Consider the following 23,254-nt stretch of genomic DNA (forward strand, 5'->3'; position numbering starts at 1 on the left):
GGACATCGGCCTGCCGGTGTAAAAGCGCAGGCCCGCGCGTACGACCCGAGGATCATGGCGTCCCCTACGGGAGGTGGACGCCGACCCTGAGAACCTCCCCGGGCGCGCGGGAAAATCATTCGCGCGCCCCCGGTCGGCTCACTACACTTCCCCCTTCCCGCCGCCTCCCGGACCCACTTCGGGGAGGGCCGCCGACCGGACGGAAACCGGCGGCTTTCCGATCGTCCGCCGTATGTACGCCTGGAGGCTCCGCCGTGCCCGCGCCACACGTATCGAACGCGAACGACCCCCTGGAGCGGGAGCGCGCCCACCTCTCCTCCTCCCGTGCCGCCCTGCGGGCGATGCGCGCCGATGTCGAGGCCCTCGACATCAAGGACGTGACGGCGAACTGGGTCAACGCCGCCGTCCTGGAACGGCAGATCGAGGACCGCATCACGGCGCTGGCCGACCTCGCGCACACGCCCCTCTTCTTCGGACGCCTGGACTACGCGCATGCGCCCGGCGCCGAGCAAGCCGAGGGCGCGGAGGGCGAGCGCTTCTACATCGGGCGCCGGCACGTCCATGACGCCGACGGCGACCCGATGGTGATCGACTGGCGCGCGCCGGTCTCGCAGCCGTTCTACCGCGCGTCCAAGAAGGAGCCGTTGGACGTGCGGATGCGCCGCCGCTTCGGCTACACGGGCGGCGACCTCACCGCGTACGAGGACGAGGACCTGACGGACACGGCCGCCGCCGATCAGGCCAGCAAGCTGCTCCAGGCGGAGATCGAGCGCCCGCGCGTGGGCCCCATGCGGGACATCGTGGCCACGATCCAGCCCGAGCAGGACGAGATCGTGCGCGCCGGGATCGGCGGCACGGTGTGCGTCCAGGGGGCGCCGGGCACGGGGAAGACGGCCGTCGGCCTGCACCGCGTGGCCTACCTCCTCTACGCGCACCGCGAGCGGCTCGCCCGTACGGGCACGCTCGTCATCGGCCCGAACCGGTCGTTCCTGCACTACATCGAGCAAGTGCTGCCGGCGCTGGGCGAGTTGAACGTGGCGCAGGCGACGGTCGACGACCTGGTCGCGCACGTGGAGGTGCGCGGGACGGACTCCTCCGCGGCCGCCCGCATCAAGGGCGACGCCCGCATGGCGGAGGTGCTGCGGCGCGCCGTGCGGTCGGGGGTGGCGATGCCCCGGGAGTCCGTGGTCGTGGTGCGCGGCTCGCGGCGCTGGCGGGTTCCGGCGTACGAGATCGAGGAGATCGTCCGCGAGCTCCTGGACCGCGACATCCGGTACGGCGCCGCGCGCGAGGCCCTGCCGCAGCGGATCGCGCACGCCGTGCTGGTGCTCATGGAGCGGGCCGGTGAGGCGCCGGACGACCGCGTGCAGGACGCGGTGGCGCGCAACGCCGCCGTGAAGGCGGCCGTCAAGGAGGTCTGGCCCGCGGTCGATCCGGCGAAGCTGGTGCTGCGGCTGCTGTCCGACGCGGAGTTCCTGGCGGAGCACGCGGAGGGGGTGCTGTCGGCTGAGGAGCAGGCGGAGATCCTGTGGGCGAAGCCGGCGCGCGGCGTGAAGTCGGCGAAGTGGTCGGCGGCCGACGCGGTGCTGATCGACGAGGCGGCGGATCTGGTGGCGCGCACGCCGTCGCTCGGCCACGTCGTCCTGGACGAGGCGCAGGACCTGTCCCCCATGCAGTACCGCGCGGTGGGCCGCCGCTGCACGACCGGTTCGGCGACGATCCTCGGCGACCTCGCGCAGGGCACGACGCCGTGGGCGACGTCCAGCTGGGAGGAGGCGCTCACGCACCTCGGGAAGCCGGAGGCGGCCGTCGAGGAGCTCACGCAGGGCTTCCGCGTGCCGCGCGAGGTGATCGCCTACGCGTCCCGCCTGCTGCCCGCCATCGCGCCGGGCCTGGCCGAGGCCACGTCGGTCCGCGAGGCGGCCGGCGACTTCTCGGTGCGCCCGGTGGCCGCCGGGGAGCTGGACGCGGCGGTCGTGGCGGCGTGCCGGGAGTCGCTGGAGCGCGAGGGGTCGACCGGCCTGATCGCGGCGGACGCGCGGATCGCCGCGCTGGGCGCGCTGCTGGCGGAGGCGGGCCTGCCGCACCTGGCGCCGGGCGAGGAGACGACGGCGGAGGCCCGCCTGACGCTGGTGCCGGCGTCCCTGGCGAAGGGCCTGGAGTACGACTACGTGGTGCTGGACGAGCCGGCGGCGGTCGTCGCCGGGGAGCCGGACGAGCGGACGGGGCTGCGGCGGCTGTACGTGGCGCTGACGCGAGCGGTGTCCGGGCTGACGGTGCTTCACGCGGAGGCGCTGCCGGGGCAGTTGGGGTAGCGGGGATAGCCGGTATAGCTGGTACAGCGGGGATAGCCGGGACAGCCCCGGCCCCCGCTCGGGGGCGTTACTGCGCCTCCAGCCCCTTGAGCAGGGCGTCCAGCAGCCCGGGGAAGCGCCCGTCGAGGTCCTGCCGCCGCAGCCGTACGAAGCGGTTGCGGCCGGCCACGCGCGTCGCGGTCACGCCCGCCGCGCGCAGGACCTTCATGTGGTGCGACAGCGTGGACTTGTGCAGGTGGTCGAGGCCGACCCCCTCCAGGGTGCAGCTGACCTCCCCGCCCTCCAGGTAGAGCGACAGGAGCCGCAGGCGCACCGGGTCGCCGAGCGCGTGCAGCACCTTCACGAGCTCAATGTCCTCGGTGGCGGGCTGCGGGAGCCACTCGTCCTGACCCCTCATGCGTTCGTCCGTCATGCGCTCTTCCCTCCTCGGCCCCCCGACAACTGTTTGACAATCATCCACCCATCAATGATTGTTTGACGAGTATCCAACGATCCGGGACCGCCAGTCCACCTGCCGGCCCCTCCGATGGGAAGGCCCCCGTGCGCCTGCGACTCCTCCTGCTAGCCCTCGGCGCGTTCGCCATGGGCACCGACACCATGGTCATGGCCGGCATCCTGGGCCGGATCTCCGGCGACCTCGGCGTCTCCGTACCGGCGGCCGGGCAGCTGGTGACGGTCTTCGCGCTCTCGTACGCCCTGCTCGCGCCCGTCCTGGCCGCCGTGACCGCGCGCTGGCCGCGCCGCCGCCTGCTGCTCGTCGCGCTCACCGTGTTCACGGTCGCGAACGCCCTGAGCGCCCTCGCCCCCGACTACCCCACCCTGCTCGCGACCCGCGTCCTCGCCGCCGCCGGAGCCGCGCTCTACACCCCGGGCGCCAGCGCCGCGGCCACCGCCCTCGCCCCGCCGGAGCGGCGCGGCCGGGCCATCGCGACCGTCCTCGGCGGGATGACCGTGGCCACGGCCCTCGGCGTGCCGCTCGGCACCTACGTGGGCCGGGCGGACTGGCGGCTGACGATGTGGCTCGTCACCGTCCTCGGCGCGGTGGCCCTGCTGGGCCTGGCCGCCTTCCTCCGCGAACTGCCCGCACCCGCCCCGTCGGTGGGCCTGCGGGAACGGATGGCACCGCTGCGCGACCGGCGGGTACTGGGCGCCGTCGCGACGACCTTCACGTTCTTCGTGGCCTTCCAGTCCGTCTACATCTACCTGGGCACGGCCGTCCGCCCGGCGACGGGCGGGGACGCGGACCGGCTCAGCGCCGTCCTGCTGGCGACCGGCGTCGCCTCGGTCGCGGGCAGCTGGCTGGGCGGCCGCGCCGTGGACCGCTGGGGCGTGCGGAAGGTCCTGCTGGTGGGCAGCACGATCGCGATCGCGTGCTTCGCGGCCCTGCCGTGGCTGGGCCGGACGATGCCGGGTACGTTCGGCTACGCCCTGCTGGTCCCGCTCGCCGGCTGGTCCATCTCGGTCGCCCAGCCCCACCGCCTGGCCTCCCTGAACCCCGGCAACGCCCCCTTGCTGCTCTCCCTCAACAGCAGCGCCCTCTACCTGGGCATGGCCGCGGGCGGCACCGTGGGCAGCCTGGCGATCGCCCTCCTGGGCGAGCGGTGGTTCCCGCTGGCGGCGTCGGCGCTGGGGGTGGCGGCGCTGGTCCTGGCGGCGGGGACGACGCGTCCTGCGGCGGCGACCGGCAAGGCCCGCACCGGAACCCCGGCCCCGGACCCCGTCAAGAGCGCGGCCGGGTGAACCGGTCCGCCGCTTCCTTCTGGGGCCGTGCGGTGCCGCTGCGCCGCTGACGCTACGGCGCTACGCGTCCAGCGCCGACCGCCACGTCCGGACCGCGCCCGCGTCCACCGGGCCGGTCCAGCCGTCCGGGCGGGCCGCGCCGCCGATGTGGAAGGCGGAGATGCCGGCTCCGCGGAGCACCGGGAGGTGCTTGAGCTGGAGGCCGCCGCCGACCATGATCCGCGGCTCGTAGCCGGGCTCGTCGGAGCGGGCCGCCTCGGCGAGGAGCGTCGCCAGGCCGTCGTCGACGCCGGCCGCCGAGCCGGCCGTCAGGTAGGTGTCCAGGCCGGGCAGGTCCGCGAGCTGCTTGCGGAGGGCGTCCCGGTCCGCCGCGCGGTCGATCGCGCGGTGGAAGGTCCAGCGCGCCCGCGGGCCGATCGCCTCGGCGAGGGCGGAGACGGCCGTGAGGTCGGCCCGGCCGTCGTCGGTGAGGAAGCCGAGGACGAACTCCGAGGCGCCTTCCGCGACCAGGGCCCGGGCGGTGTCGCACAGCGCGGACAGGGCGACCGCGTCGCCCGCGGAGAAGCCGTCGGCGGCACGCAGCATGACCCGTACGGGGATCTCGACGGCGTCCCGTACGGCGGTGAAGGTCTCCAGCGGCGGGGTGAGGCCGTCCGCGGCCATGTCGGTGACCAGTTCGAGGCGGTCCGCGCCGCCGTCCTGCGCCGCCCTCGCGTCCCGCGGGTCGAGCGCGATCACCTCAAGAATTGGTCTAGACATATTGCACAGCCTGCCACACCCGCGCCCCGCGCCAAAAGCGGTGTTCCACAATTGGCCTATGACAGTCCCGAGCGAGCACCCGTCCGGCCCCGCCCTGCGCGCCCGCTGGCAGGAGACCGTCGAGCGCGCCCGCGGCGCCGCCGCCCCGAAGGACGCCCCGGACCCGGGCCCGTACGCCGACGACCTGCTGCGCCGCTGGGCGGAGCCGCAGCGCCGCTACCACACGACCGACCACCTCGCGGCGGTCCTCGACCGGGTCGACGAGCTCGCCGCGCACGCCGCCGACATCGACGCCGTACGCCTCGCCGCCTGGTTCCACGACGCCGTCTACCGCCCGGACCGCTCCGAGAACGAGGAGCGCAGCGCGCACCTCGCCGAGCGCGCCCTGCCCGAGCTGGGCATCGGCGCCGCCCGCACGGCCGAGGTCGCCCGGCTCGTACGGCTCACGGTCGGCCACAACCCGGCGGCCGGCGACCGCGACGGCGAGGTGCTGTCCGACGCGGACCTGGCCGTGCTGGCGGGCACCCCCGAGGAGTACGCCACCTACGCCGCCGCCGTCCGCGAGGAGTACGGCTTCGTGCCGGACGCGGCCTTCCGCGAGGGGCGCGCGGCGGTCCTGCGGCAGCTCCTGGACCTGCCGCGGCTCTTCCGCACCCCTCTGGGCTACGACCGCTGGGAGGCGGTCGCGCGCCGCAACGTCACGACGGAGCTGGGCCTGCTCACGGGCTGAGCGGCCTTACGGGCTGAGCGGCCTTACGAGCTGAGCGGGCACGCGAGGCGAGCGGGCACGCGAGCCCGTCAGCCTTACGGCTTACGGCCGCTCGTGCTTCGGCCGCCGCAGCCCCGCGACCACCAGCAGCCGCACCAGCTCCTTGCTGCTCGCCTCCACCGCGCCGAGCCGCACGGCCTCCCCGTAGGACGTCGACGGCACGTCGTAGTGATCGCGGTCGAACGCGCGGGCGGGCGCGCCGAGCCGCGCCGCGAAGGCGTGCAGTTCGTCGAAGGACACGTCGCTGATCAGGTGGGACCACATGCGGCCGTGCCCGGGCCAGACGGGCGGGTCGATGTACAACGTCATCGGCGGCGCCTCACCGCAGCGCGTCGGACAGCGAGCCGACCGGGGCGACCAGGACCGTCTGCTTAGTGCACGCCCAGTGCGGGTCGGGGCCCAGCTCCGGCTCGACCTCCAGGGCGTGCAGGTCACCGTCCTGGCTGCACACCGGGCACAGCGGCCAGCGCCCGTGCCGCTCCAGCAGGGCGTCCTGGACGTCCTGGGCTATGAGCCCGACCACGAAGCCGGCGCCCTCCGGCCACTGCTCGACCCACCACCGCCGCTGCGCCACCGCGTCCTCGACGAGCGAGACGACGTCGGCCTCCGCCACGTCACCCGCGACGAGGTCGGCGAGGATCAGGGCACGCGCCGTGTGCAGCGCTTGTTCGAGCTCCATACGGTCCATTGTCCCGGACGTGGGCGGTTGACGGTTCACCACCCTGAAAATACCTTTCAAAAGGTGAGCAGCAAATTGAAAGAAACTACCGAAGCTACTCCAGAAGCCGTCGGGACCGCCGGAGCTGCCCGAGCCGCCGGAGCTGCCGGCGGCGAGCGGCCGGTCCCCGCACCGGCCGAGGCCCCCGCCGCCGCCCGCACCGTGCCCGCCCCCGGCGCCCTCGCCGCCAAGGTCCGCACCCTCGCGCCCTCCATGACCCGCTCGATGCAGCGCGTCGCCGAAGCCGTCGCCGGGGACCCCGCGGGCTCCGCCGCGCTCACCGTCACCGGCCTGGCGGAGCGCACGGGCACCAGCGAGGCCACCGTCGTGCGCACCGCCCGCCTCCTCGGCTATCCCGGCTACCGCGACCTGCGGCTCGCCCTCGCCGCACTCGCCGCCGAACAGGCGGCCGGCCACGCCCCCGCCGTCACCGCCGACATCGCGGTCGACGACCCCCTGCCCGCCGTCGTCGCCAAGCTCGCCCAGGAAGAGGCCCAGTGCCTGGCGGACACGGCCGCCGCCCTCGACACCGCCCAGCTGGAGGCCGCCGTCGCCGCGCTCGCCGGCGCCCGGCGCATCGACGTCTACGGCATCGGCGCCTCCCACCTGGTCGGCCAGGACCTCGTCCAGAAGCTGCTCCGCATCGGCCTGATCGCCCACGCGCCCGCCGACCCCCACCTCGCCGTCACCAACGCCGTCCAGCTGCGCGCGGGCGACGTCGCGGTCGCCATCACCCACTCGGGCCGGACCACCGACGTCATCGAGCCGCTGCGGGTCGCCTTCGAGCACGGCGCGACGACGCTCGCGATCACCGGCCGCCCGGACGGCGAGATCACCCAGTACGCGGACCACGTCCTCACCACGTCCTCCGCACGCGAGAGCGAGCTGCGCCCCGCGGCCATGTCGAGCCGCACCAGCCAGCTCCTCGTGGTGGACTGCCTGTTCATCGGCGTCGCCCAGCAGACGTACGAGACCGCCGCGCCGGCCCTGTCCGCGTCGTACGAAGCACTCGCCCACCGCCACGCCCCGCGCCCCCCGCGCTGACCCGCCGGTCCGCCGGTCCGCCCGGCCTGCCCGGCCACGCCTGGAAAGAGCCGTCCGCCCATGGTTTTTTCTGCTTCGTCGCCTGTGCCGCCCGACTCGCCGGTGCCGCCCGGCACTTCGCCGCCCGGCCCGCCCTCCGCATCCGGCTCATCCAGCTCATCCGCCTCCGACTCATCCGCACACGCGAGCCCGTCCACGCAAGCGGGCCCGTCCACACACGTAGGCGCGCCCGCGCACGAGCCGTCCGAGCTCCGCGCCGAGCTCGCCGCGCTCACCACCGAGGCATTCCGCCCCGACCTCGCGGAGATCGACCGGCTGCCCACCCTCGACATCGCCCGGATCATGAACGGCGAGGACGCGCACGTCCCCGCCGCCGTCGCCGCCCGGCTGCCCGAGATCGCCGCGGCCGTCGACGCGACCGCCGCCCGGATGGCCCGCGGCGGGCGCCTCGTCTACGCGGGCGCGGGCACCGCCGGCCGCCTCGGAGTGCTCGACGCGAGCGAGTGCCCGCCGACCTTCAACACCGACCCTTCGCAGGTCACGGGCGTGATCGCGGGCGGCGCCGCGGCGCTCGTCACGGCCGTCGAAGGGGCCGAGGACAGCAAGGAGCTGGCCGCGGGCGACCTCGCCGCGCTCGGCGTCGGCCCGGCCGACACGGTCGTCGGCATCTCCGCCTCCGGCCGCACCCCGTACGCGATCGGGGCCGTCGAACACGCCCGCGCGGCCGGGGCGCTGACGATCGGGCTGGCCTGCAACGCCGGTTCGGAGCTCGGCCGGGCCGCCGAGCACCCCATCGAGGTCGTCGTCGGTCCCGAACTCCTCACGGGCTCCACCCGGCTGAAGGCGGGCACCGCCCAGAAGCTCGTCCTCAACATGCTCTCGACGATCACCATGATCCGGCTCGGCAAGACGTACGGGAACCTGATGGTCGACGTGCGGGCCTCCAACGAGAAGCTGCGCGCCCGCTCCCGGCACATCGTCGCCCTGGCCACGGGAGCCTCCGAGCGGGAGATCGAAGAGGCCCTGACGGAGACCGGCGGCGAGGTGAAGAACGCGATCCTCGTGATCCTGGGCGGCGTCGGCGGACCCGCGGCCGCCCGTCTCCTGGACGAGGCGGGCGGTCACTTGCGGACGGCGCTCCGCACGGCGCGGGGATAGCCGCGCCGTGCCCCCGGCCTCCCTCGCCGCGCTCCTCCTCCCCCTCCTCGGCGGCCCGGCGAACCTCACGTCCGTCACGAACTGCATGACGCGCCTGCGGGTCACCGTCCGGGACGCGTCGGCCGTCCGGCGCGAGGAGTTGCGGGCGCTGCCGGGGGTCCTGGGCGTGGTCGAGGACGGCACGGCCCTCCAGGTCGTGCTCGGTCCGGGCAGGGTGGCCAAGGTCGCGCCGGAACTCGCGCGGTACGCGGAGGGCGGGGAATCCGCGGAAGCACTGGAATCCCTGGAGCCCTTGGAACCCACGAGACCCCTGGAGCCCTTGGAGTCCCTGGAAGCGGGATCCGTAGAACCCGCAGAACCCGCAGAACCCGCAGAACCCGTCACCGCCGCGGCCCTCGCCTCGCGCGGCGCGGCGATCCGGGCGGAGCGCAAGGCCCGCAACGCGACCCCGGTGAAGCTGTTCCTGCGCCGCATCGCGCAGGTCTTCGTCCCGCTGATCCCGGCCCTGATCGGCTGCGGCATCGTGGCGGGCCTGGCCGGCCTGCTCACCAACCTGCACCGGCTGCCCGCGCTCGCCACGGCCCTGGCCGCGTGCGCGTCGGGCTTCATGTCCCTGATCGCGGTCTTCGTCGGCTACAACACAGCCAAGGAGTTCGGCGGCACGCCCGTCCTCGGCGGCGCCGTCGCGGCGGTCATCGTCTTCCCCGGCGTGGACCGGGTGACCGCGTTCGGCGAGCGGCTCGTCCCCGGCCAGGGCGGGGTCCTCGGCGCGCTGGCCGCGGCGCTGCTCGCCGCGCACGTCGAACGCCGGTGCCGGCGCCGGGTGCCGGAGGCCCTCGACGTCCTGGTCACCCCCACGGTGACGGTCCTGGTGGCCGGGCTGGTGACGCTGTACGGGCTGATGTATGCGGCCGGGGTGGTCGCCGCGGCCATCGGGCACTTCGCCGACCGGCTGCTGACCGGCGGCGGCGCGGCGGCGGGCTTCGTCCTGGGCGGGCTGTTCCTGCCCCTGGTGATGCTGGGCCTGCACCAGGCCCTCATCCCCATCCACACCACCCTCATCCAGCAGCAGGGCCACACGGTCCTCCTGCCGATCCTCGCGATGGCGGGCGCGGGCCAGGTGGGCGCGGCCCTCGCGGTCTACGCGCGGCTGCCGCGCAACGGCTCGGTGCGCAGGACGATCCGCTCCGCCCTGCCGGCCGGTCTCCTGGGCATCGGCGAGCCCCTGATCTACGGGGTCTCGCTCCCCCTGGGCCGCCCGTTCGTCACGGCGTGCGTGGGCGGGGCGTTCGGCGGGGGCTTCGTGGGGCTGCTGGCACAGCTGGGCGACAGGGTCGGCTCGACCGCGATCGGCCCGTCGGGCTGGGCCCTCTTCCCCCTGCTCCAGGGCAGCCACGGCCTGGGCCGGGCGGCGGCCGTCTACGGGGCGGGGCTGCTGGTGGGCTACGCGGCGGGGTTCGTACTGACGTACGCGTTCGGCCTGAGCCGCGAGTCACTGCGGGAGCTCAACGCGGCAACAGGCGCAGAGCCCACGCATACGCCCGAGGGCGGCACCCCCCTCGCAGGGGGCACCGCCCTCGGGTGCGTACAGCGTCAGGACAAGTGATCCGTGGCGGATCAGAAGTCCATGTCACCGCCCGGCATGCCGCCCGGAGCGGCCGCGGCGGCCTTCTCCGGCTTGTCGGCGATGACGGCCTCGGTGGTGAGGAAGAGCGCGGCGATGGACGCGGCGTTCTGCAGGGCGGAGCGCGTGACCTTCGCCGGGTCGATGATGCCCTCGGCGATCATGTCGACGTACTCGCCTGTGGCGGCGTTGAGGCCGTGACCCACGGTGAGGTTGCGGACCTTCTCCACGACGACGCCACCCTCGAGACCACCGTTGACGGCGATCTGCTTGAGCGGGGCCTCCAGGGCCAGCTTGACGGCGGCGGCACCGGTGGCCTCGTCGCCCTCGAGCTCGAGCTTCTCGAAGACCGAGGAAGCCTGGAGCAGAGCCACGCCACCACCGGCGACGATGCCCTCCTCGACGGCCGCCTTCGCGTTGCGAACGGCGTCCTCGATGCGGTGCTTGCGCTCCTTGAGCTCGACCTCGGTCGCGGCACCGGCCTTGATGACGGCCACGCCGCCGGCCAGCTTCGCGAGGCGCTCCTGGAGCTTCTCGCGGTCGTAGTCCGAGTCGCTGTTCTCGATCTCGGCGCGGATCTGGTTGACGCGGCCCTGGACCTGGTCGCTGTCACCGGCACCGTCGACGATGGTCGTCTCGTCCTTGGTGATGACGACCTTGCGGGCGCGGCCGAGCAGGTCGAGACCGGCGCTCTCCAGCTTGAGGCCGACCTCCTCGGAGATGACCGTGCCACCGGTGAGGATGGCGATGTCGCCCAGCATGGCCTTGCGGCGGTCGCCGAAGCCCGGGGCCTTGACGGCGACGGACTTGAAGGTGCCGCGGATCTTGTTGACGACCAGGGTCGACAGGGCCTCGCCCTCGACGTCCTCGGCGATGATCAGCAGCGGCTTGCCCGACTGCATGACCTTCTCCAGCAGCGGGAGCAGGTCCTTGACCGAGGAGATCTTCGAGTTGACGATCAGGATGTACGGGTCGTCCAGGGACGCCTCCATACGCTCCATGTCGGTGGCGAAGTACGCCGAGATGTAGCCCTTGTCGAAGCGCATACCCTCGGTGAGCTCCAGCTCCAGACCGAAGGTCTGGGACTCCTCGACGGTGATGACGCCTTCCTTGCCGACCTTGTCCATCGCCTCGGCGATGAGCTCGCCGATCTGGGTGTCAGCGGCGGAGATGGAGGCGGTGGAGGCGATCTGCTCCTTGGTCTCCACGTCCTTGGCCTGCTCGAGCAGCGCACCGGAGACGGCCTCGACGGCCTTCTCGATGCCGCGCTTCAGCGCCATCGGGTTGGCACCCGCGGCGACGTTGCGCAGACCCTCGCGGACCAGCGCCTGGGCCAGGACGGTCGCGGTCGTCGTGCCGTCACCGGCGACGTCGTCCGTCTTCTTCGCGACCTCCTTGACCAGCTCGGCGCCGATCTTCTCGTACGGGTCCTCGAGCTCGATCTCCTTGGCGATGGACACACCATCGTTGGTGATCGTGGGGGCGCCCCACTTCTTCTCGAGGACGACGTTGCGGCCCTTGGGGCCGAGGGTGACCTTGACGGCGTCGGCGAGCTGGTTCATCCCGCGCTCGAGACCGCGCCGTGCCTCCTCGTCGAACGCGATGATCTTGGCCATGTGAAGTGGTCCTCCCAGGACGGGGTGGATTTCTCCGGACCGCGCTGGCGCCCGCGACGGACGGCCTGCGGACCTGGCGGTTCCTTGCCCCGCCCTGTCCGCCGACCTCACCGACGGTCCAAATCTGTCACTCTCACCCGGAGAGTGCTAAGCCCAATGATTAGCACTCGACCACCCCGAGTGCAAGCGGTTCACCCTGGAGGGGACACGAGGGACCCGGAAGAGCAAAAGAGAGCCGTACCCACACAGAGGTACCCGCACACGCGCGAGGGGTCCGCACCTCAATGAGGTGCGGACCCCTCCGCAAACCGAGCGAGCCGGTGGTCGATGCGCCGCGTCAGACCTGCGACAGCTTCACCATGTCCGCCTGCGGCCCCTTCTGGCCCTGCGAGATCTCGAACTCGACCCGCTGACCCTCCTCGAGGGTGCGGTAACCGTCCATCTGAATCGCGCTGTAGTGGACGAATACATCCGCACCACCGTCGACCGCGATGAAGCCGTAGCCCTTCTCCGCGTTGAACCACTTGACGGTGCCCTGAGCCATGCCTAACTCCCCTATTACTGGCCCTTGCGCAGGACCGCACTTCGCGGACCCGGGTCAGACCTCACCCCTGGCAGCCCAGTGGGTGTGCGCCGGAACGCGTCGACCGCGGCTGAATGTATCTGCACGGATGCCGTCTGCAACAGGTCACTCGGACGAGAATTCCGGGCATGGCCGATCGAGAGAAACGGCTGAACTCCGGGTATTTCAGGGCAAGTCGGGCCGGGAAAAACACAACCAACCCGGCATTTCGTGCACACACTTCGCGCACAACTTGACGGGTTCTCATATGCGTTCGGCACTGACGCCGGGCGGGGATCGCCTCAACTGTATCGCGCTCAACAGCCGGAATCGCCCCGTCCGTTTTACGGACGGGGCGATTCCGGGGGCGTCATGCGGCAATAACGGAAGAACCCTGTGAAACCTCAGCCGCCGGCGACGGCAGGGATGACGGAGACGGCGGAGCCGGCGGGGGTGGGGGTCTGGAGGCCCTGCTCGAAGCGGACGTCGTCGTCGTTGACGTACACGTTCACGAACCGGCGCAGCTTGCCGCTGTCGTCGAGCACGCGGGCGGCGACGCCGGTGTGGTCGGCCTCGAGGGACTGGATCACCTCGGAGAGGGTCGCGCCCTCGGCGGAGACCTCGGCCTTCCCGCCGGTGTAGGTGCGCAGGATGGTGGGGATGCGGACGGTGACGCTCATGGGGAAGCTCCTTCGAAACAATGCGAAACAAGTTGTGGGCAGGCGGCAGGCGTTACCCGCGCGGCCGGAGGAGGGTGGGCGCAAGGGCCCGCAGGCGTCAGCCGGCGGCAAGGCCCGCGGCGCGGAACGCCTCCAGCGACGGCCGGATCGTCGCCGTCGGACCCGCCGCGACGGCGTCGAGCGTCTTCAGCCCGTCCCCGGTGTTCAGCACGACCGTGGTCAGGGACGGATCGAGCACCCCGTCCTCGATGAGCTTCTTGGTGACTCCCACGGTCACCCCGCCCGCCGTCTCGGCGAAGATCCCCTCGGTCCGGGCGAGCAGCCGGATCGCGTCCACGATCTGCTCGTCGGTGACGTCCTCCACCGCCCCGCCCGTCCGCCGCGCGATGTCCAGCACGTACGGCCCGTCCGCCGGGTTGCCGATGGCCAGTGACTTGGCGATCGTGTCCGGCTTCACGGGCCGTACGACGTCGTGCCCGTCCTTGAAGGCGCGCGAGACCGGCGAGCACCCTTCCGCCTGCGCGCCGAAGATCCGGTACGGCCGGTCCTCGACCAGCCCGAGCGCGACGAGCTCCTTCAGCCCCTTGTCGATCTTCGTGAGCTGGGAGCCGGAGGCGATCGGCACCACGATCTGGTCCGGCAGCCGCCACCCGAGCTGCTCGCAGATCTCGTAGGCGAGGGTCTTGGAGCCCTCGCCGTAGTACGGCCGGAGGTTGACGTTGACGAAGCCCCAGCCCTCCCCCAGCGGATCGCCGATGAGCTCGCTGCAGAAGCGGTTGACGTCGTCGTACGTGCCTTCGATGCCGACGAGGTCGCCGCCGTAGACCGCGGCCATGACGACCTTCCCGGCCTCCAGGTCGTGCGGGATGAACACGCAGGACCGGAATCCGGCGCGGGCGGCCGCGGCCCCGACCGCTCCGGCGAGGTTGCCGGTGGAGGAGCACGACAGGGTCGTGAAGCCGAAGGCGCGGGCGGCCTCGACCGCGATCGCGACCACCCGGTCCTTGAAAGAGTGCGTCGGGTTGCCGGAGTCGTCCTTGACGTACAGGCCGCCGGTCACGCCCAGCTCGCGGGCGAGGTTGTCCGCCTTGACGAGCTTGGTGAAGCCGGGGTTGAGGCCGGGCTTGTCCGCCACGTCGGCGGGGACGGGCAGCAGCGGGGCGTAGCGCCAGATGTTTGCGGGGCCGGCCTCGATCCGCCGCCGCAGTGCCTCGGGGTCGCCGGCGGGCAGCTCGTAGGCGATTTCGAGGGGGCCGAAGCACAGGGCGCAGGCGAAAATGGGGCTGAGGGGGAAGCGCTCTCCGCACTCGCGGCAGGAGAGCGCCGCGGCGGGTCCGAGGTCCACAGAAGTGGTAGAGGGTTCAACAGACTGCACAGCCATGGAGGCGAGGCCCTTTCTCCTCATCTTCCTCGCGGCGTACGTCGCCACGAGACGGAATTGGCACCTTCCCCGCCGGGAGCCTCGCATCGAACGATGTCGACGGAGACCGGCTGGAGGGTTGCCGGGGCTTCAACGGGCCGTGTCCCTCTGCCCCTCTGGATGAGCGGTATGGCGCTGGGCGGGGCCCAGGCGTTTGTGGCACGCGGTGACCCCGACATAGGACGGCGGTCCGCGTTGTTCAAGACTGTAACGGAAGCGATGGCCCGTTGAGAGGGCCGTCCGTAAGGCGAGATGCGTCACAGCGCATCGCGGCAGCGCATCACAACGAGGAGTCGTACACGTGCTGGAAGAGGTGGAGCGCTGGCTGGCCGAGCGGTCCTGGTCGGCTGCTGATCGTCCGCTCGACGTGCTTCTGGCCACCAAACGGGAGTCCGGCACGACGGTGAGCGTCGTCCTGCCCGCGCTGAACGAAGAGCCGACGGTGGGCGAGATCGTGGCGGTGATCCGCCGCGAGCTGATGACGGACGCGGTGCCGCTGGTGGACGAGCTGGTGGTCGTCGACTCGGGCTCCACGGACCGTACGGCCGAGGTGGCCGCGGCGGCCGGGGCGCGCGTGGTGCACCGCGACGAGCTGCTGCCCGGCCTGCCCGCCGTGCCCGGCAAGGGCGAGGTCCTCTGGCGCTCGCTGCTCGCGACGACGGGCGACGTCGTGGCCTTCGTCGACGCCGACCTGCGCGAGTTCTCGGCGGATTTCGTGTCCGGGATCGTCGGCCCGCTGCTGACCGACCCGGGCGTGCAGTTCGTCAAGGCGATGTACGACCGCCCGCTGGGCCCGGAGTTCGGCGTCCCCGGTGCCGCACGGGCCGCGGGCCAGGGCGGCCGGGTCACCGAGCTCGTCGCCCGCCCCCTGCTGAACCTGCACTGGCCGCAGCTGGCCGGCTTCGTCCAGCCGCTGGGCGGCGAGTACGCGGCCCGCCGGTCGCTCCTCGAACGGCTGCCGTTCCCCGTCGGCTACGGCGTGGAACTGGGCCTTCTGGTGGACGCGCTGCACACGGTGGGGCTGGACGCGCTGGCCCAGGTGGACGTGGGCGTGCGCAAGCACCGCCACCAGGACGGGCAGGCGCTCGGCCGGATGGCCGCCGCGATCTACCGCACCGCGCAGCTCCGGCTGGCCCGCGGGCACCTGGTGCGACCTGCGCTCACGCAGTTCGAGCGGACCGCGGAGGGCTTCGTTCCGCGGACGTACGCGGTGGACACCGAGGAGCGTCCGCCGATGGCCGGAATACCCGAGTACGCGAAGCGGCACGCCGCGTAAGCGTACGTTTGAGCGGTTCACCCGAGGGCAAGGCTGGCCACATGGTCGCTGAGCACGTGCCCACCGCATCGATCGACGACGACAACGGCGCCGCCGCACCGATCGTGGTCGCCTCCAACCGCGGCCCGGTCTCGTACCGGCGCGGCGCGGACGGCGGCCTCGTGGCCGGGCGGGGCGGCGGAGGCCTCGTCTCCGGGCTCAGCTCGATAGAGCGCGAGGCCAAAGCGGTGTGGGTGTGCGCGGCGCTCGGCGAGGGCGACCGCGAGGCGGCCCGCGCGGCCGGCCGGAGACTCGACCCGGAAGACACCGGCGGGCACCGCGTGCGGATGCTGGACATCCCGCCCGGCACGTTCGCCGCCGCGTACAACGGCATCGCCAATTCCGTGCTGTGGTTCGTGCACCACATGCTCTACCAGACGCCTCTGGAGCCCGTCTTCGACAAGGCGTTCCGGGAGCAGTGGGCGGCCTACGAGGCGTACAACGCGGCCTTCGCCGACGCCGTCGCCGAGGAGGCCGCGCAGGGCGCCGCGGTGCTCGTGCAGGACTACCACCTGGCGCTCGTCCCGGGCCTGCTCCGGGCGCGCCGCCCCGACCTGCGCATCGGCCACTTCTCGCACACCCCGTGGGCCCCGCCGGACTACTTCCGGATGCTGCCGGACGACGTGGCCGGGCAGCTGCTGCGCGGCGTGCTCGGCGGCGACCGGGCCGCGTTCCTGACCTCGCGCTGGGCCGAGGCGTTCGCCGCGTGCTGCGCGGACGTCCTGGGCGCGGAGGTCGTCCGCGACGGCGAGGGGCGGGCGGCCGAGGTGCGGTGCGAGGGGCGGGTGACGCGGCTGGGCGTGCACGGTCTCGGCGCCGACGGGGACTTCCTGCGCGAGCGGGCGCACCGGGCGGACGTCGAGGAGCGCATGGCGGCGCTGAGGTCGCAGATCGGCGGGCCGGACCGCAGGACGATCGTGCGCGTGGACCGCACGGAGCTGTCGAAGAACATCGTGCGGGGGCTGCACGCGTACCGGCGGCTGCTGGAGGAGCACCCGCAGTGGCGGGGCAGGGTCGTGCACATCGCGTTCGCCTACCCGTCGCGGCAGGACCTCGCCGTCTACCGCGACTACACGGCCGAGGTGGAGCGGGTCGCCCGCGAGATCAACTCCGCGTTCGGCACGGAGGGCTGGGAGCCGGTCGCCCTGCACGTCAAGGACGACTTCGCGCGTTCCCTGGCCGCGTACCGGCTCGCGGACGTGGCCCTCGTGAACCCGATCCGCGACGGGATGAACCTGGTGGCCAAGGAGGTCCCGGTGGTCTCCGACCACGGGTGCGCGCTGGTGCTGTCGCGGGAGGCGGGCGCGGCGGCCGAGCTGGGCGACGAGGCGATCCTGGTGAATCCGTACGACGTGGAGGCCACGGCCCGCGCGCTGCACTTCGCGCTGCTGATGGACCCCGGGGAGCGGGCGGAGCGCACGAAGCGGCTGGCCGCGGCGGCGACGGCGCTGCCGCCGGCGCGGTGGTTCACGGACCAGCTGCGGGCTCTGTAGCTTCGCGGCTCCCGCGCCGGGAAGCCGCGGATTACGGATTACGGATCAGGAGCCGTCGAGGCGCTCGGCGAGGGCGCTCAGGAGTTCCACGACGCCTGCCGGGCCGTCGACCACGATGTCGGCCCGGTCGGCGAGTTCGGCGACCTCGGCGCTTCCGCTGCACACCAGCAGCCCCGGCAGCCCCTCGGAGCGCAGTTTCTCCACGGCGGCGAAGGCGGCGAGGTCGCCGAGGTCGTCACCCGCGTAGAGGATCGAGCGCGCGCCGCTCTCGCGTACGTACGAGGTGAGGGCGGCGCCCTTGTCGACGCCCGGCGGGCGCAGCTCCAGCACCAGCCGGCCGGGCTCGACGATCAGGCCGTGCCGGTCGGCGAGGGCGCGCAGCGGCTCGCGCAGGGCCTCGAAGGCGTCCTGCGGGTGGGGGGCCCGCCGGGTGTGCACGGCGAAGGCGCGGCCCTTGTCCTCGATCCAGGTGCCGCGGCCGGCGCCCGAGCCGGCCAGGATCCCCGGCAGCTCCGCGCGGGCGGCTTCGACGCCGGGGGGCGGGGTGTCGGCGGCCACGGTGCCGCTCGCGGCGTCCCAGCGCTCGGCGCCGTACTGGCCGAGGACCACGAGGTGCTCCAGGCCCACGGCCCCGGCGAAGCCGCCGTGGTGGACGGCGACGGCGGCCGGGCGGCCGGTGATCACGGCGACGGACCCGAGCCGCGGCGCGAGCCGGGCCAGCGCGGGCACGGCTCCGGGGTGCGCGCGGGCCTGCTCGGGGTCGGGGACGATCTCGGCGAGCGTCCCGTCGAAGTCGAGGGCGACGACGGCGCGTTGCGGCCCGGCCAGCAGGGCGGCGAGCCCGTCGCGGCCGGCGGGGGTGACGGGAACGGGGAGGGGGTGGCTGCCCATGGGTCCGACCCTACTGGGCGGGGCCCGTCCGCTACCGGCGTTCGCGCCGGGCGTCGCGGATGCGTCGCAGCCGGTTGACGGTGACGGGGTCGTGGGCGAGGGCCCGCGGGTCGTCCAGGAGGGCGTTGAGCAGCTGGTAGTAGCGCGTCGGGGTCATCCCGAGCCGCTCCCGCACGGCCCGCTCCTTGGCACCGGGCCCGGAGAAGGCCCGGCGCTCCAGGGCGAGCACGGCCAGGTCGAGCTCGGAAAGATCCTGCTCGGAGGGGCCCTGCTCGGAGCGAACCCGCCCGGAGGGGTCCCGCTCGGAGAGCTCCCGCTCGCCGTGCTGTTCGTCGCTCACGCCGGCCAGCCTACTTGCCGGCGCCGGCCAGCTCCGTGGCGTCGGCCTCGCGCTGGATCTCGCCGAGGACGCTCGCGGGGTCGCCGCTCTTGGCGACGACCGAGCCGATCTTCTCCTTGAGGGCCTTGCTGACCTTCGCCCACGACGTCTTGTCGACGGGGTAGTAGACGGCGTTGTCGAGCTGCTCCAGGAACGGCTTCAGGTGCGCCTTGTTGCTGTCGGCCTGCATCTTCTCGGAGGCGCTGCTGGTCACGGGCAGCAGGTCGTACTGGCCGGTGAGGTTCAGGACGTTCTTCGTGCTGTAGACGAAGTCGAGGAAGAGGCCGGCCTCCTCGCGGTGGCCGCCCGCCTTGAACGCCATGATCCAGTCGGCGACGCCCATGGTGGACTTAGCCTTGCCGGCCTTGCCCGGCAGCGGGGCCAGCCCGTACTTGATGCCCTTGGCCTCGGCCTGCTTCATCAGCGTCGGATGGCCGTTGAGCATGCCGACCTGGCCGTTGCAGAAGGCGTCGAAGACGTCCTGGCGGTTGGTGCGGGCGGGGTCTCCGGAGCCGGTGAGGCCCTTGCCGACGAGCTCGTCGCGCAGCCAGTTGAAGGTCGCGACGTTGTCCTCGGAGTTGATCGTGTACGTGCCGTCGTGGTCGGTGTAACCGCCGCCGCCGCTGAGCATCCACAGCAGGGTCTCGGCGGGCGCCTCCTCGGGGCCGAGCGGCAGCCCGTACGGGATCTTGACCCCGGCGGCCTGGAGCTTCTTGGCGGCGGCCTGGAGCTCGTCCCAGCTCTCCGGGGCCTTGGTTATGCCGGCCTTGGCGAAGTGGGTCTTGTTGTAGAAGAGCATGCGGGTGCTGGAGACGAACGGCAGGCCGTACTGCACGCGGGCCACCTCGCCCGCGCGGGCGATCGAGGCGATGATGTCGGCCTGGGTGGGGATGGTCAGCAGCTGGTCGGCGCTGTAGAGCTTGCCGGAGGCGGCGAAGTCGGCGTACGCGCCGATCTGCGCGATGTCCGGGGCCTTGCCGGACGCGACCATCTCGGCGACCTTCTTGTCGACCTCGGTCCAGCTGAGGACCGTGGCCTCGACCTTGACGCCCTTGTTCTTGGCCTCGAAGGCGCGGGCGAGGGAGTCCCAGTACTTCTGGGAGCTGTTCGCCGCCTTGTCACCGTAGTCGGCCGCAACGACGCGCAGCGTCTTGCTGCCCGAACCGCCGTCGCTGCCGCACGCCGTCAGTGCGGGCGCCAACGCCGCCGTGGCGGCACCTGCCGCCGTCAGACCCAAGAACCGCCGCCGCTGCACTACTGCTTCCCACCTTCGGGGTTTGTGTTGGAGACCGTGAGTTTCCCCCGCGGGCCACCATACGTTCCAGCCGCTTCCGGTTTCGCTTCGGTATCGCTCTTCCCGCGGCCGACGGGGGCTGCTATGCACGGGAATCACATAGAGATCGCCGGTGTAAGGAGACGAAAGCGCATGTCCGAGCCCTCTCTCACCTCGCCCTCGCTCACCTCCCTGGAGATCACCGCGCAGCCGGACTGCTGGCGGCGGGCGGCGCGGGCCGCGGCGGGCGCGGCCGGCATGCCGAGGCCCGGGGAGCGGGTGGCCGTGACCGGGTGCGGCACGTCGTGGTTCATGGCGCAGGCGTACGCGGCGCTGCGGGAGGGGTCGGGGCAGGGGGAGACGGACGCCTTCCCGGCGTCGGAGTTCCCGCTGTCGCGGACGTACGACCGGCTGGTGGTGATCACGCGGTCGGGGACGACGACGGAGGTGCTCGGCCTGATAGCGGAGGTCCGCGAGCGGTGGGAGGTCCTCGCGCTGACCGGGGACGCGGCGTCGCCGGTGGTGGGGGCGGCCGATGAGGCGGCGGTGCTGGACTGGGCGGACGAGGAGTCGGTCGTCCAGACGCGGTTCGCGACGACGGCGCTGGCGTTCCTGCGGGCGGGCCTGGAGCTCACGGGCGGGCTGCCGGAGGGCGTGAAGGGGGTCGCGGAGGCGGCGGCGGACGCGGAGACGGCGCTGATCGAGCCGCTGCCGCGGGCGGTGCTGTCCGCGGAGCAGTGGACGTTCCTGGGCGGGGGCTGGGCGTACGGGCTCGCGCAGGAGGCGGCGCTGAAGATGCGCGAGGCGGCGGGGGCGTGGACGGAGGCGTACCCGGCCATGGAGTACCGCCACGGCCCGGTGGCGATCACGGGCCCGGGCCGGGTGGCGTGGATCCTGGGCGCGGCGCCGGCGGACTTGGAGGCGGACGTCTCCCGCACGGGCGGGGTGCTGGTGTCGGACGGCGGCCGCCTGGACCCGCTGGCGGACCTGATCCGCGCGCAGCGCCTGGCGGTGGCGGTGGCGGAGGGCCGCGGCCTGAACCCGGACACCCCGAGGGGCCTGACGCGGAGCGTGATCTTGAAGGGGTGACCCGCGACATCTGAAGGGGTGACCCGCGGCATCGTGAAGGGATGGCCCGCGACATCTTGAGAGGACGGCCCGCGGCGGGGAAACACCCACCCACGGGTGAGTGGACTAGACCTTTCGACCGCGGACGCGCGACACTGTCCCCGTGAGACACGTCATCGCGCTCGACGTCGGCGGTACCGCCATCAAGGCCGCCCTGATCGGCCCGGACCACGAGCTGTTGCACGAAGCACGCCGGCCCACAGGGCGGGAGCAGGGGCCGGAGGCCGTGGTCGCCGGGATCCTGGACTTCGCCGCCGAGCTCGCGGCCACCGGCGAGGCCGCCTACGGCGAGCCCGCGGCGGCCGCGGGCCTCGCCGTGCCCGGCATCGTGGACGCCGCGGCCGGCACCGCCGTCTACGCCGCCAACCTCGGCTGGCGCGACGTCCCCCTGCGCGATCTGCTGAGCCGCCGCCTGGGAGGCACGCCCGTGGCCCTCGGCCACGACGTCCGCACGGGCGGCCTCGCCGAGGGCCGCCTCGGCGCCGGCGAGGGCGCGGACCGCTTCCTGTTCGTCGCCCTCGGCACCGGCATCGCCGGAGCCATCGGCATCGACGGCCGCATCGAGGCCGGCGCCCACGGCTGCGCGGGCGAGATCGGCCACATCGCCGTCCGCCCCGGCCCCGCCGGCCGGCCGTGCGGCTGCGGCGGCCGCGGCTGCCTGGAGACGGTCGCCTCCGCCGCCGCGGTCAGCCGCGCCTGGGCGGAGGCCTCCGGCTCCCCGGACGCCGACGCCGCGGACTGCGCCCGCGCCGTGGAGGCGGGCGACCCCCGCGCCCGCGCCGTCTGGCAGGAGGCCGTCGACGCCCTCGCCGACGGCCTCGTCATCGCCCACACCCTGCTCGACCCCCGCACGCTGATCATCGGCGGGGGCCTCGCCGAGGCCGGCGACACCCTCTTCGTACCGCTGCGCGCGGCCGTCGCGGACCGCATGACGTTCCAGCGGCTCCCCCGCATCATCCCGGCCGCCCTCGGGGACGCCGCCGGCTGCCTGGGCGCGGGCCTGCTCGCCTGGGACCTGCTCACCACCCACCTCACGGAGGTTTCCGCCTGATGGTCGAACGAACGGTTCTCGCCGGCGCCCGCGTGGTGCTGCCGACCGGCGTGGTCGAGGACGGGCGGGTGACGGTCGAGGGCCGGCGGATCGCCGCGATCGAGAGCGGCGCCGCGAACGAGTCCGCCGAGCAGGCGACGCTCGACCTCTCCGGCAAGGGCGGCCACTGGATCGTCCCCGGGTTCGTGGACATGCACGTCCACGGCGGCGGCGGCGCGTCCTTCTCCGCGGGCGACCCCGAGGAGGCCCTCACGGCCATCCGTACGCACCGCGCGCACGGCACCACGACCATGGTCGCCTCCACCGTCACCGGCGACTTGGACGACCTCGCCCGGCAGGCGGCCGTGCTGTCCGAGCTGACCGAGCAGGGCGACCTGGCGGGCATCCACTTCGAGGGCCCGTTCATCTCCCCGCACCGCTGCGGCGCCCACCAGCCGGAGCTGCTGCGCGACCCGCACCCGGCGGACGTCCGCAAGCTCGTCGACGCGGCGCGCGGCGCGGCCCGCATGATGACGCTGGCCCCGGAGCTGGCGGGCGGCCTGGACTCGGTCCGCCTCCTCGCCGACCTCGGCGTGATCGCCGCCGTGGGCCACACGGACTCCTCGTACGAGGCGACCCTGGACGCCATCGAGGCGGGCGCGACGGTCGCCACCCACCTCTTCAACGCGATGCCGTCGCTGCTGCACCGCGCGCCCGGCCCGATCGCGGCCCTGCTGGAGGACGAGCGGGTCACCGTAGAGCTGATCAACGACGGCACGCACCTGCACCCCGCCGTCCTGGAGCTGGCCTTCGCCCGGGCCGGCGCGGACCGCGTCGCGTTCATCACCGACGCCATGGGCGCGGCGGGCATGAGCGACGGCATGTACCCGCTCGGCCCGATGAGCGTCGAGGTCAAGGACGGCGTGGCCCGCATCGCCGACGGCCCGACGGCGGGTTCGATCGCCGGCTCGACGCTGACGCTGGACACGGCGTTCAAGCGCGCGGTGACGGTCGACGGCCTGCCGGTGGGCGACGCCGTACGCGCCCTGTCCGCGACCCCCGCGCGCCTGCTGGGCGTGGCCGACCGGGCCGGCTCCCTGGAGCCCGGCAAGGATGCGGATCTGGTCATTCTCGACGCCTCGTACGACCTGGTGGGCGTCATGCGCAAGGGCGAATGGGTGGTCAGTCCCCACGTGCACTGATTCCTCCCGCTCTTGACGCGCGGTCGCACGCCGGCCGGAACAGCGGCGGCAGTCCCGAGGTCTGGGCCTGCCGCCGCTGTTTTGGCATGATCGCTCGCGGTCGACGGTCACGGTTCTTCGATTTCTTCGGTCAAGGGA

Annotated in this window: 22 protein-coding genes and 1 riboswitch; of the genes, 11 read left to right on the forward strand and 11 right to left on the reverse strand. The window is 73.2% G+C overall.

Annotated elements, in window-relative coordinates; genetic code table 11:
- The first annotated feature begins 254 nt into the window (after positions 1-254).
- Positions 255-2,315 (forward strand): HelD family protein, encoded by a 2,061-nt coding sequence (locus D7231_RS21005; RefSeq protein WP_241999826.1) that lies wholly within the window; start codon positions 255-257, stop codon positions 2,313-2,315.
- Between the two features lie 67 nt (positions 2,316-2,382).
- On the opposite strand, the gene D7231_RS21010 is transcribed toward D7231_RS21005, so the two are convergent.
- Positions 2,383-2,727, reverse strand: coding sequence for an ArsR/SmtB family transcription factor (locus D7231_RS21010; RefSeq protein WP_228774061.1), 345 nt, complete (start codon positions 2,725-2,727; stop codon positions 2,383-2,385).
- Between the two features lie 128 nt (positions 2,728-2,855).
- Here D7231_RS21010 and D7231_RS21015 point away from each other — a divergent pair, with 128 nt between their 5' ends.
- On the forward strand, positions 2,856-4,055 hold the full coding sequence (locus tag D7231_RS21015) for an MFS transporter (protein WP_120757020.1): 1,200 nt from the start codon (positions 2,856-2,858) through the stop codon (positions 4,053-4,055).
- Positions 4,056-4,115: 60 nt separating this feature from the next.
- Here D7231_RS21015 and D7231_RS21020 read toward each other — a convergent pair whose 3' ends face one another.
- The gene (locus D7231_RS21020) at positions 4,116-4,814 is read right to left on the reverse strand and encodes a copper homeostasis protein CutC (protein WP_120757021.1); all 699 of its coding nucleotides are present in this window, start codon (positions 4,812-4,814) and stop codon (positions 4,116-4,118) included.
- Between the two features lie 58 nt (positions 4,815-4,872).
- Here D7231_RS21020 and D7231_RS21025 point away from each other — a divergent pair, with 58 nt between their 5' ends.
- Positions 4,873-5,544, forward strand: a complete 672-nt coding sequence (locus D7231_RS21025) for an HD domain-containing protein (protein ID WP_120757022.1) — start codon at positions 4,873-4,875, stop codon at positions 5,542-5,544.
- 81 nt (positions 5,545-5,625) lie between these two features.
- On the opposite strand, the gene D7231_RS21030 is transcribed toward D7231_RS21025, so the two are convergent.
- Positions 5,626-5,892 (reverse strand): DUF4031 domain-containing protein, encoded by a 267-nt coding sequence (locus D7231_RS21030; protein ID WP_120757023.1) that lies wholly within the window; start codon positions 5,890-5,892, stop codon positions 5,626-5,628.
- A gap of 10 nt (positions 5,893-5,902) precedes the next feature.
- On the reverse strand, positions 5,903-6,271 hold the full coding sequence (locus tag D7231_RS21035; protein WP_030367232.1) for a hypothetical protein: 369 nt from the start codon (positions 6,269-6,271) through the stop codon (positions 5,903-5,905).
- Positions 6,272-6,463: 192 nt separating this feature from the next.
- Here D7231_RS21035 and D7231_RS21040 point away from each other — a divergent pair, with 192 nt between their 5' ends.
- Genes D7231_RS21040 through D7231_RS21050 form a run of 3 tightly spaced genes read left to right on the forward strand, consistent with a single transcriptional unit; the run spans position 6,464 to position 10,109 of the window.
- Complete coding sequence (locus tag D7231_RS21040) at positions 6,464-7,345, forward strand: MurR/RpiR family transcriptional regulator (protein ID WP_241999847.1); 882 nt, start codon at positions 6,464-6,466, stop codon at positions 7,343-7,345.
- Between the two features lie 60 nt (positions 7,346-7,405).
- A complete protein-coding gene (gene murQ, locus D7231_RS21045) occupies positions 7,406-8,503 on the forward strand; it encodes an N-acetylmuramic acid 6-phosphate etherase (protein ID WP_241999827.1) in 1,098 nt (365 codons plus the stop codon).
- A 7-nt stretch (positions 8,504-8,510) separates the two neighbouring features.
- Positions 8,511-10,109: a PTS transporter subunit EIIC gene (locus tag D7231_RS21050; RefSeq protein ID WP_241999828.1), complete on the forward strand. Its 1,599-nt coding sequence runs from the start codon at positions 8,511-8,513 to the stop codon at positions 10,107-10,109.
- Between the two features lie 11 nt (positions 10,110-10,120).
- Here D7231_RS21050 and groL read toward each other — a convergent pair whose 3' ends face one another.
- From groL to thrC, 4 genes are all read right to left on the reverse strand, one after another.
- On the reverse strand, positions 10,121-11,743 hold the full coding sequence (groL, locus tag D7231_RS21055; RefSeq protein WP_120757025.1) for a chaperonin GroEL: 1,623 nt from the start codon (positions 11,741-11,743) through the stop codon (positions 10,121-10,123).
- A gap of 337 nt (positions 11,744-12,080) precedes the next feature.
- Complete coding sequence (locus D7231_RS21060) at positions 12,081-12,287, reverse strand: cold-shock protein (RefSeq protein ID WP_120757026.1); 207 nt, start codon at positions 12,285-12,287, stop codon at positions 12,081-12,083.
- 422 nt (positions 12,288-12,709) lie between these two features.
- The gene (locus D7231_RS21065) at positions 12,710-12,985 is read right to left on the reverse strand and encodes a MoaD/ThiS family protein (RefSeq protein ID WP_120757027.1); all 276 of its coding nucleotides are present in this window, start codon (positions 12,983-12,985) and stop codon (positions 12,710-12,712) included.
- Between the two features lie 97 nt (positions 12,986-13,082).
- Positions 13,083-14,366, reverse strand: coding sequence for a threonine synthase (gene thrC / locus D7231_RS21070; RefSeq protein WP_194959628.1), 1,284 nt, complete (start codon positions 14,364-14,366; stop codon positions 13,083-13,085).
- A gap of 17 nt (positions 14,367-14,383) precedes the next feature.
- Positions 14,384-14,532: riboswitch (SAM riboswitch) on the reverse strand.
- A gap of 174 nt (positions 14,533-14,706) precedes the next feature.
- Here thrC and D7231_RS21075 point away from each other — a divergent pair.
- The gene (locus D7231_RS21075) at positions 14,707-15,681 is read left to right on the forward strand and encodes a glucosyl-3-phosphoglycerate synthase (RefSeq protein ID WP_120757029.1); all 975 of its coding nucleotides are present in this window, start codon (positions 14,707-14,709) and stop codon (positions 15,679-15,681) included.
- A gap of 41 nt (positions 15,682-15,722) precedes the next feature.
- On the forward strand, positions 15,723-17,213 hold the full coding sequence (locus D7231_RS21080) for an alpha,alpha-trehalose-phosphate synthase (UDP-forming) (protein WP_120757030.1): 1,491 nt from the start codon (positions 15,723-15,725) through the stop codon (positions 17,211-17,213).
- 45 nt (positions 17,214-17,258) lie between these two features.
- Here D7231_RS21080 and otsB read toward each other — a convergent pair whose 3' ends face one another.
- The 3 genes from otsB to D7231_RS21095 form a co-directional block, all read right to left on the reverse strand.
- Positions 17,259-18,104, reverse strand: a complete 846-nt coding sequence (otsB, locus tag D7231_RS21085) for a trehalose-phosphatase (RefSeq protein WP_120757031.1) — start codon at positions 18,102-18,104, stop codon at positions 17,259-17,261.
- Between the two features lie 31 nt (positions 18,105-18,135).
- A complete protein-coding gene (locus tag D7231_RS21090; protein WP_241999848.1) occupies positions 18,136-18,339 on the reverse strand; it encodes a DUF3263 domain-containing protein in 204 nt (67 codons plus the stop codon).
- 115 nt (positions 18,340-18,454) lie between these two features.
- Positions 18,455-19,738, reverse strand: a complete 1,284-nt coding sequence (locus D7231_RS21095; RefSeq protein ID WP_120757033.1) for an extracellular solute-binding protein — start codon at positions 19,736-19,738, stop codon at positions 18,455-18,457.
- A gap of 171 nt (positions 19,739-19,909) precedes the next feature.
- Here D7231_RS21095 and D7231_RS21100 point away from each other — a divergent pair, with 171 nt between their 5' ends.
- The 3 genes from D7231_RS21100 (at position 19,910) to nagA (ending at position 23,116) form a co-directional block, all read left to right on the forward strand.
- Positions 19,910-20,845, forward strand: coding sequence for an SIS domain-containing protein (locus D7231_RS21100; protein ID WP_120757034.1), 936 nt, complete (start codon positions 19,910-19,912; stop codon positions 20,843-20,845).
- 142 nt (positions 20,846-20,987) lie between these two features.
- Positions 20,988-21,935 (forward strand): ROK family protein, encoded by a 948-nt coding sequence (locus D7231_RS21105; RefSeq protein WP_120757035.1) that lies wholly within the window; start codon positions 20,988-20,990, stop codon positions 21,933-21,935.
- The gene (gene nagA / locus D7231_RS21110) at positions 21,935-23,116 is read left to right on the forward strand and encodes an N-acetylglucosamine-6-phosphate deacetylase (protein WP_120757036.1); all 1,182 of its coding nucleotides are present in this window, start codon (positions 21,935-21,937) and stop codon (positions 23,114-23,116) included. Before D7231_RS21105 ends, nagA begins: the two co-directional genes overlap by 1 nt.
- Positions 23,117-23,254: the final 138 nt, after the last annotated feature.

Origin of the sequence: Streptomyces klenkii, assembly GCF_003626645.1 — a bacterium.
GTDB lineage: Bacteria > Actinomycetota > Actinomycetes > Streptomycetales > Streptomycetaceae > Streptomyces > Streptomyces klenkii.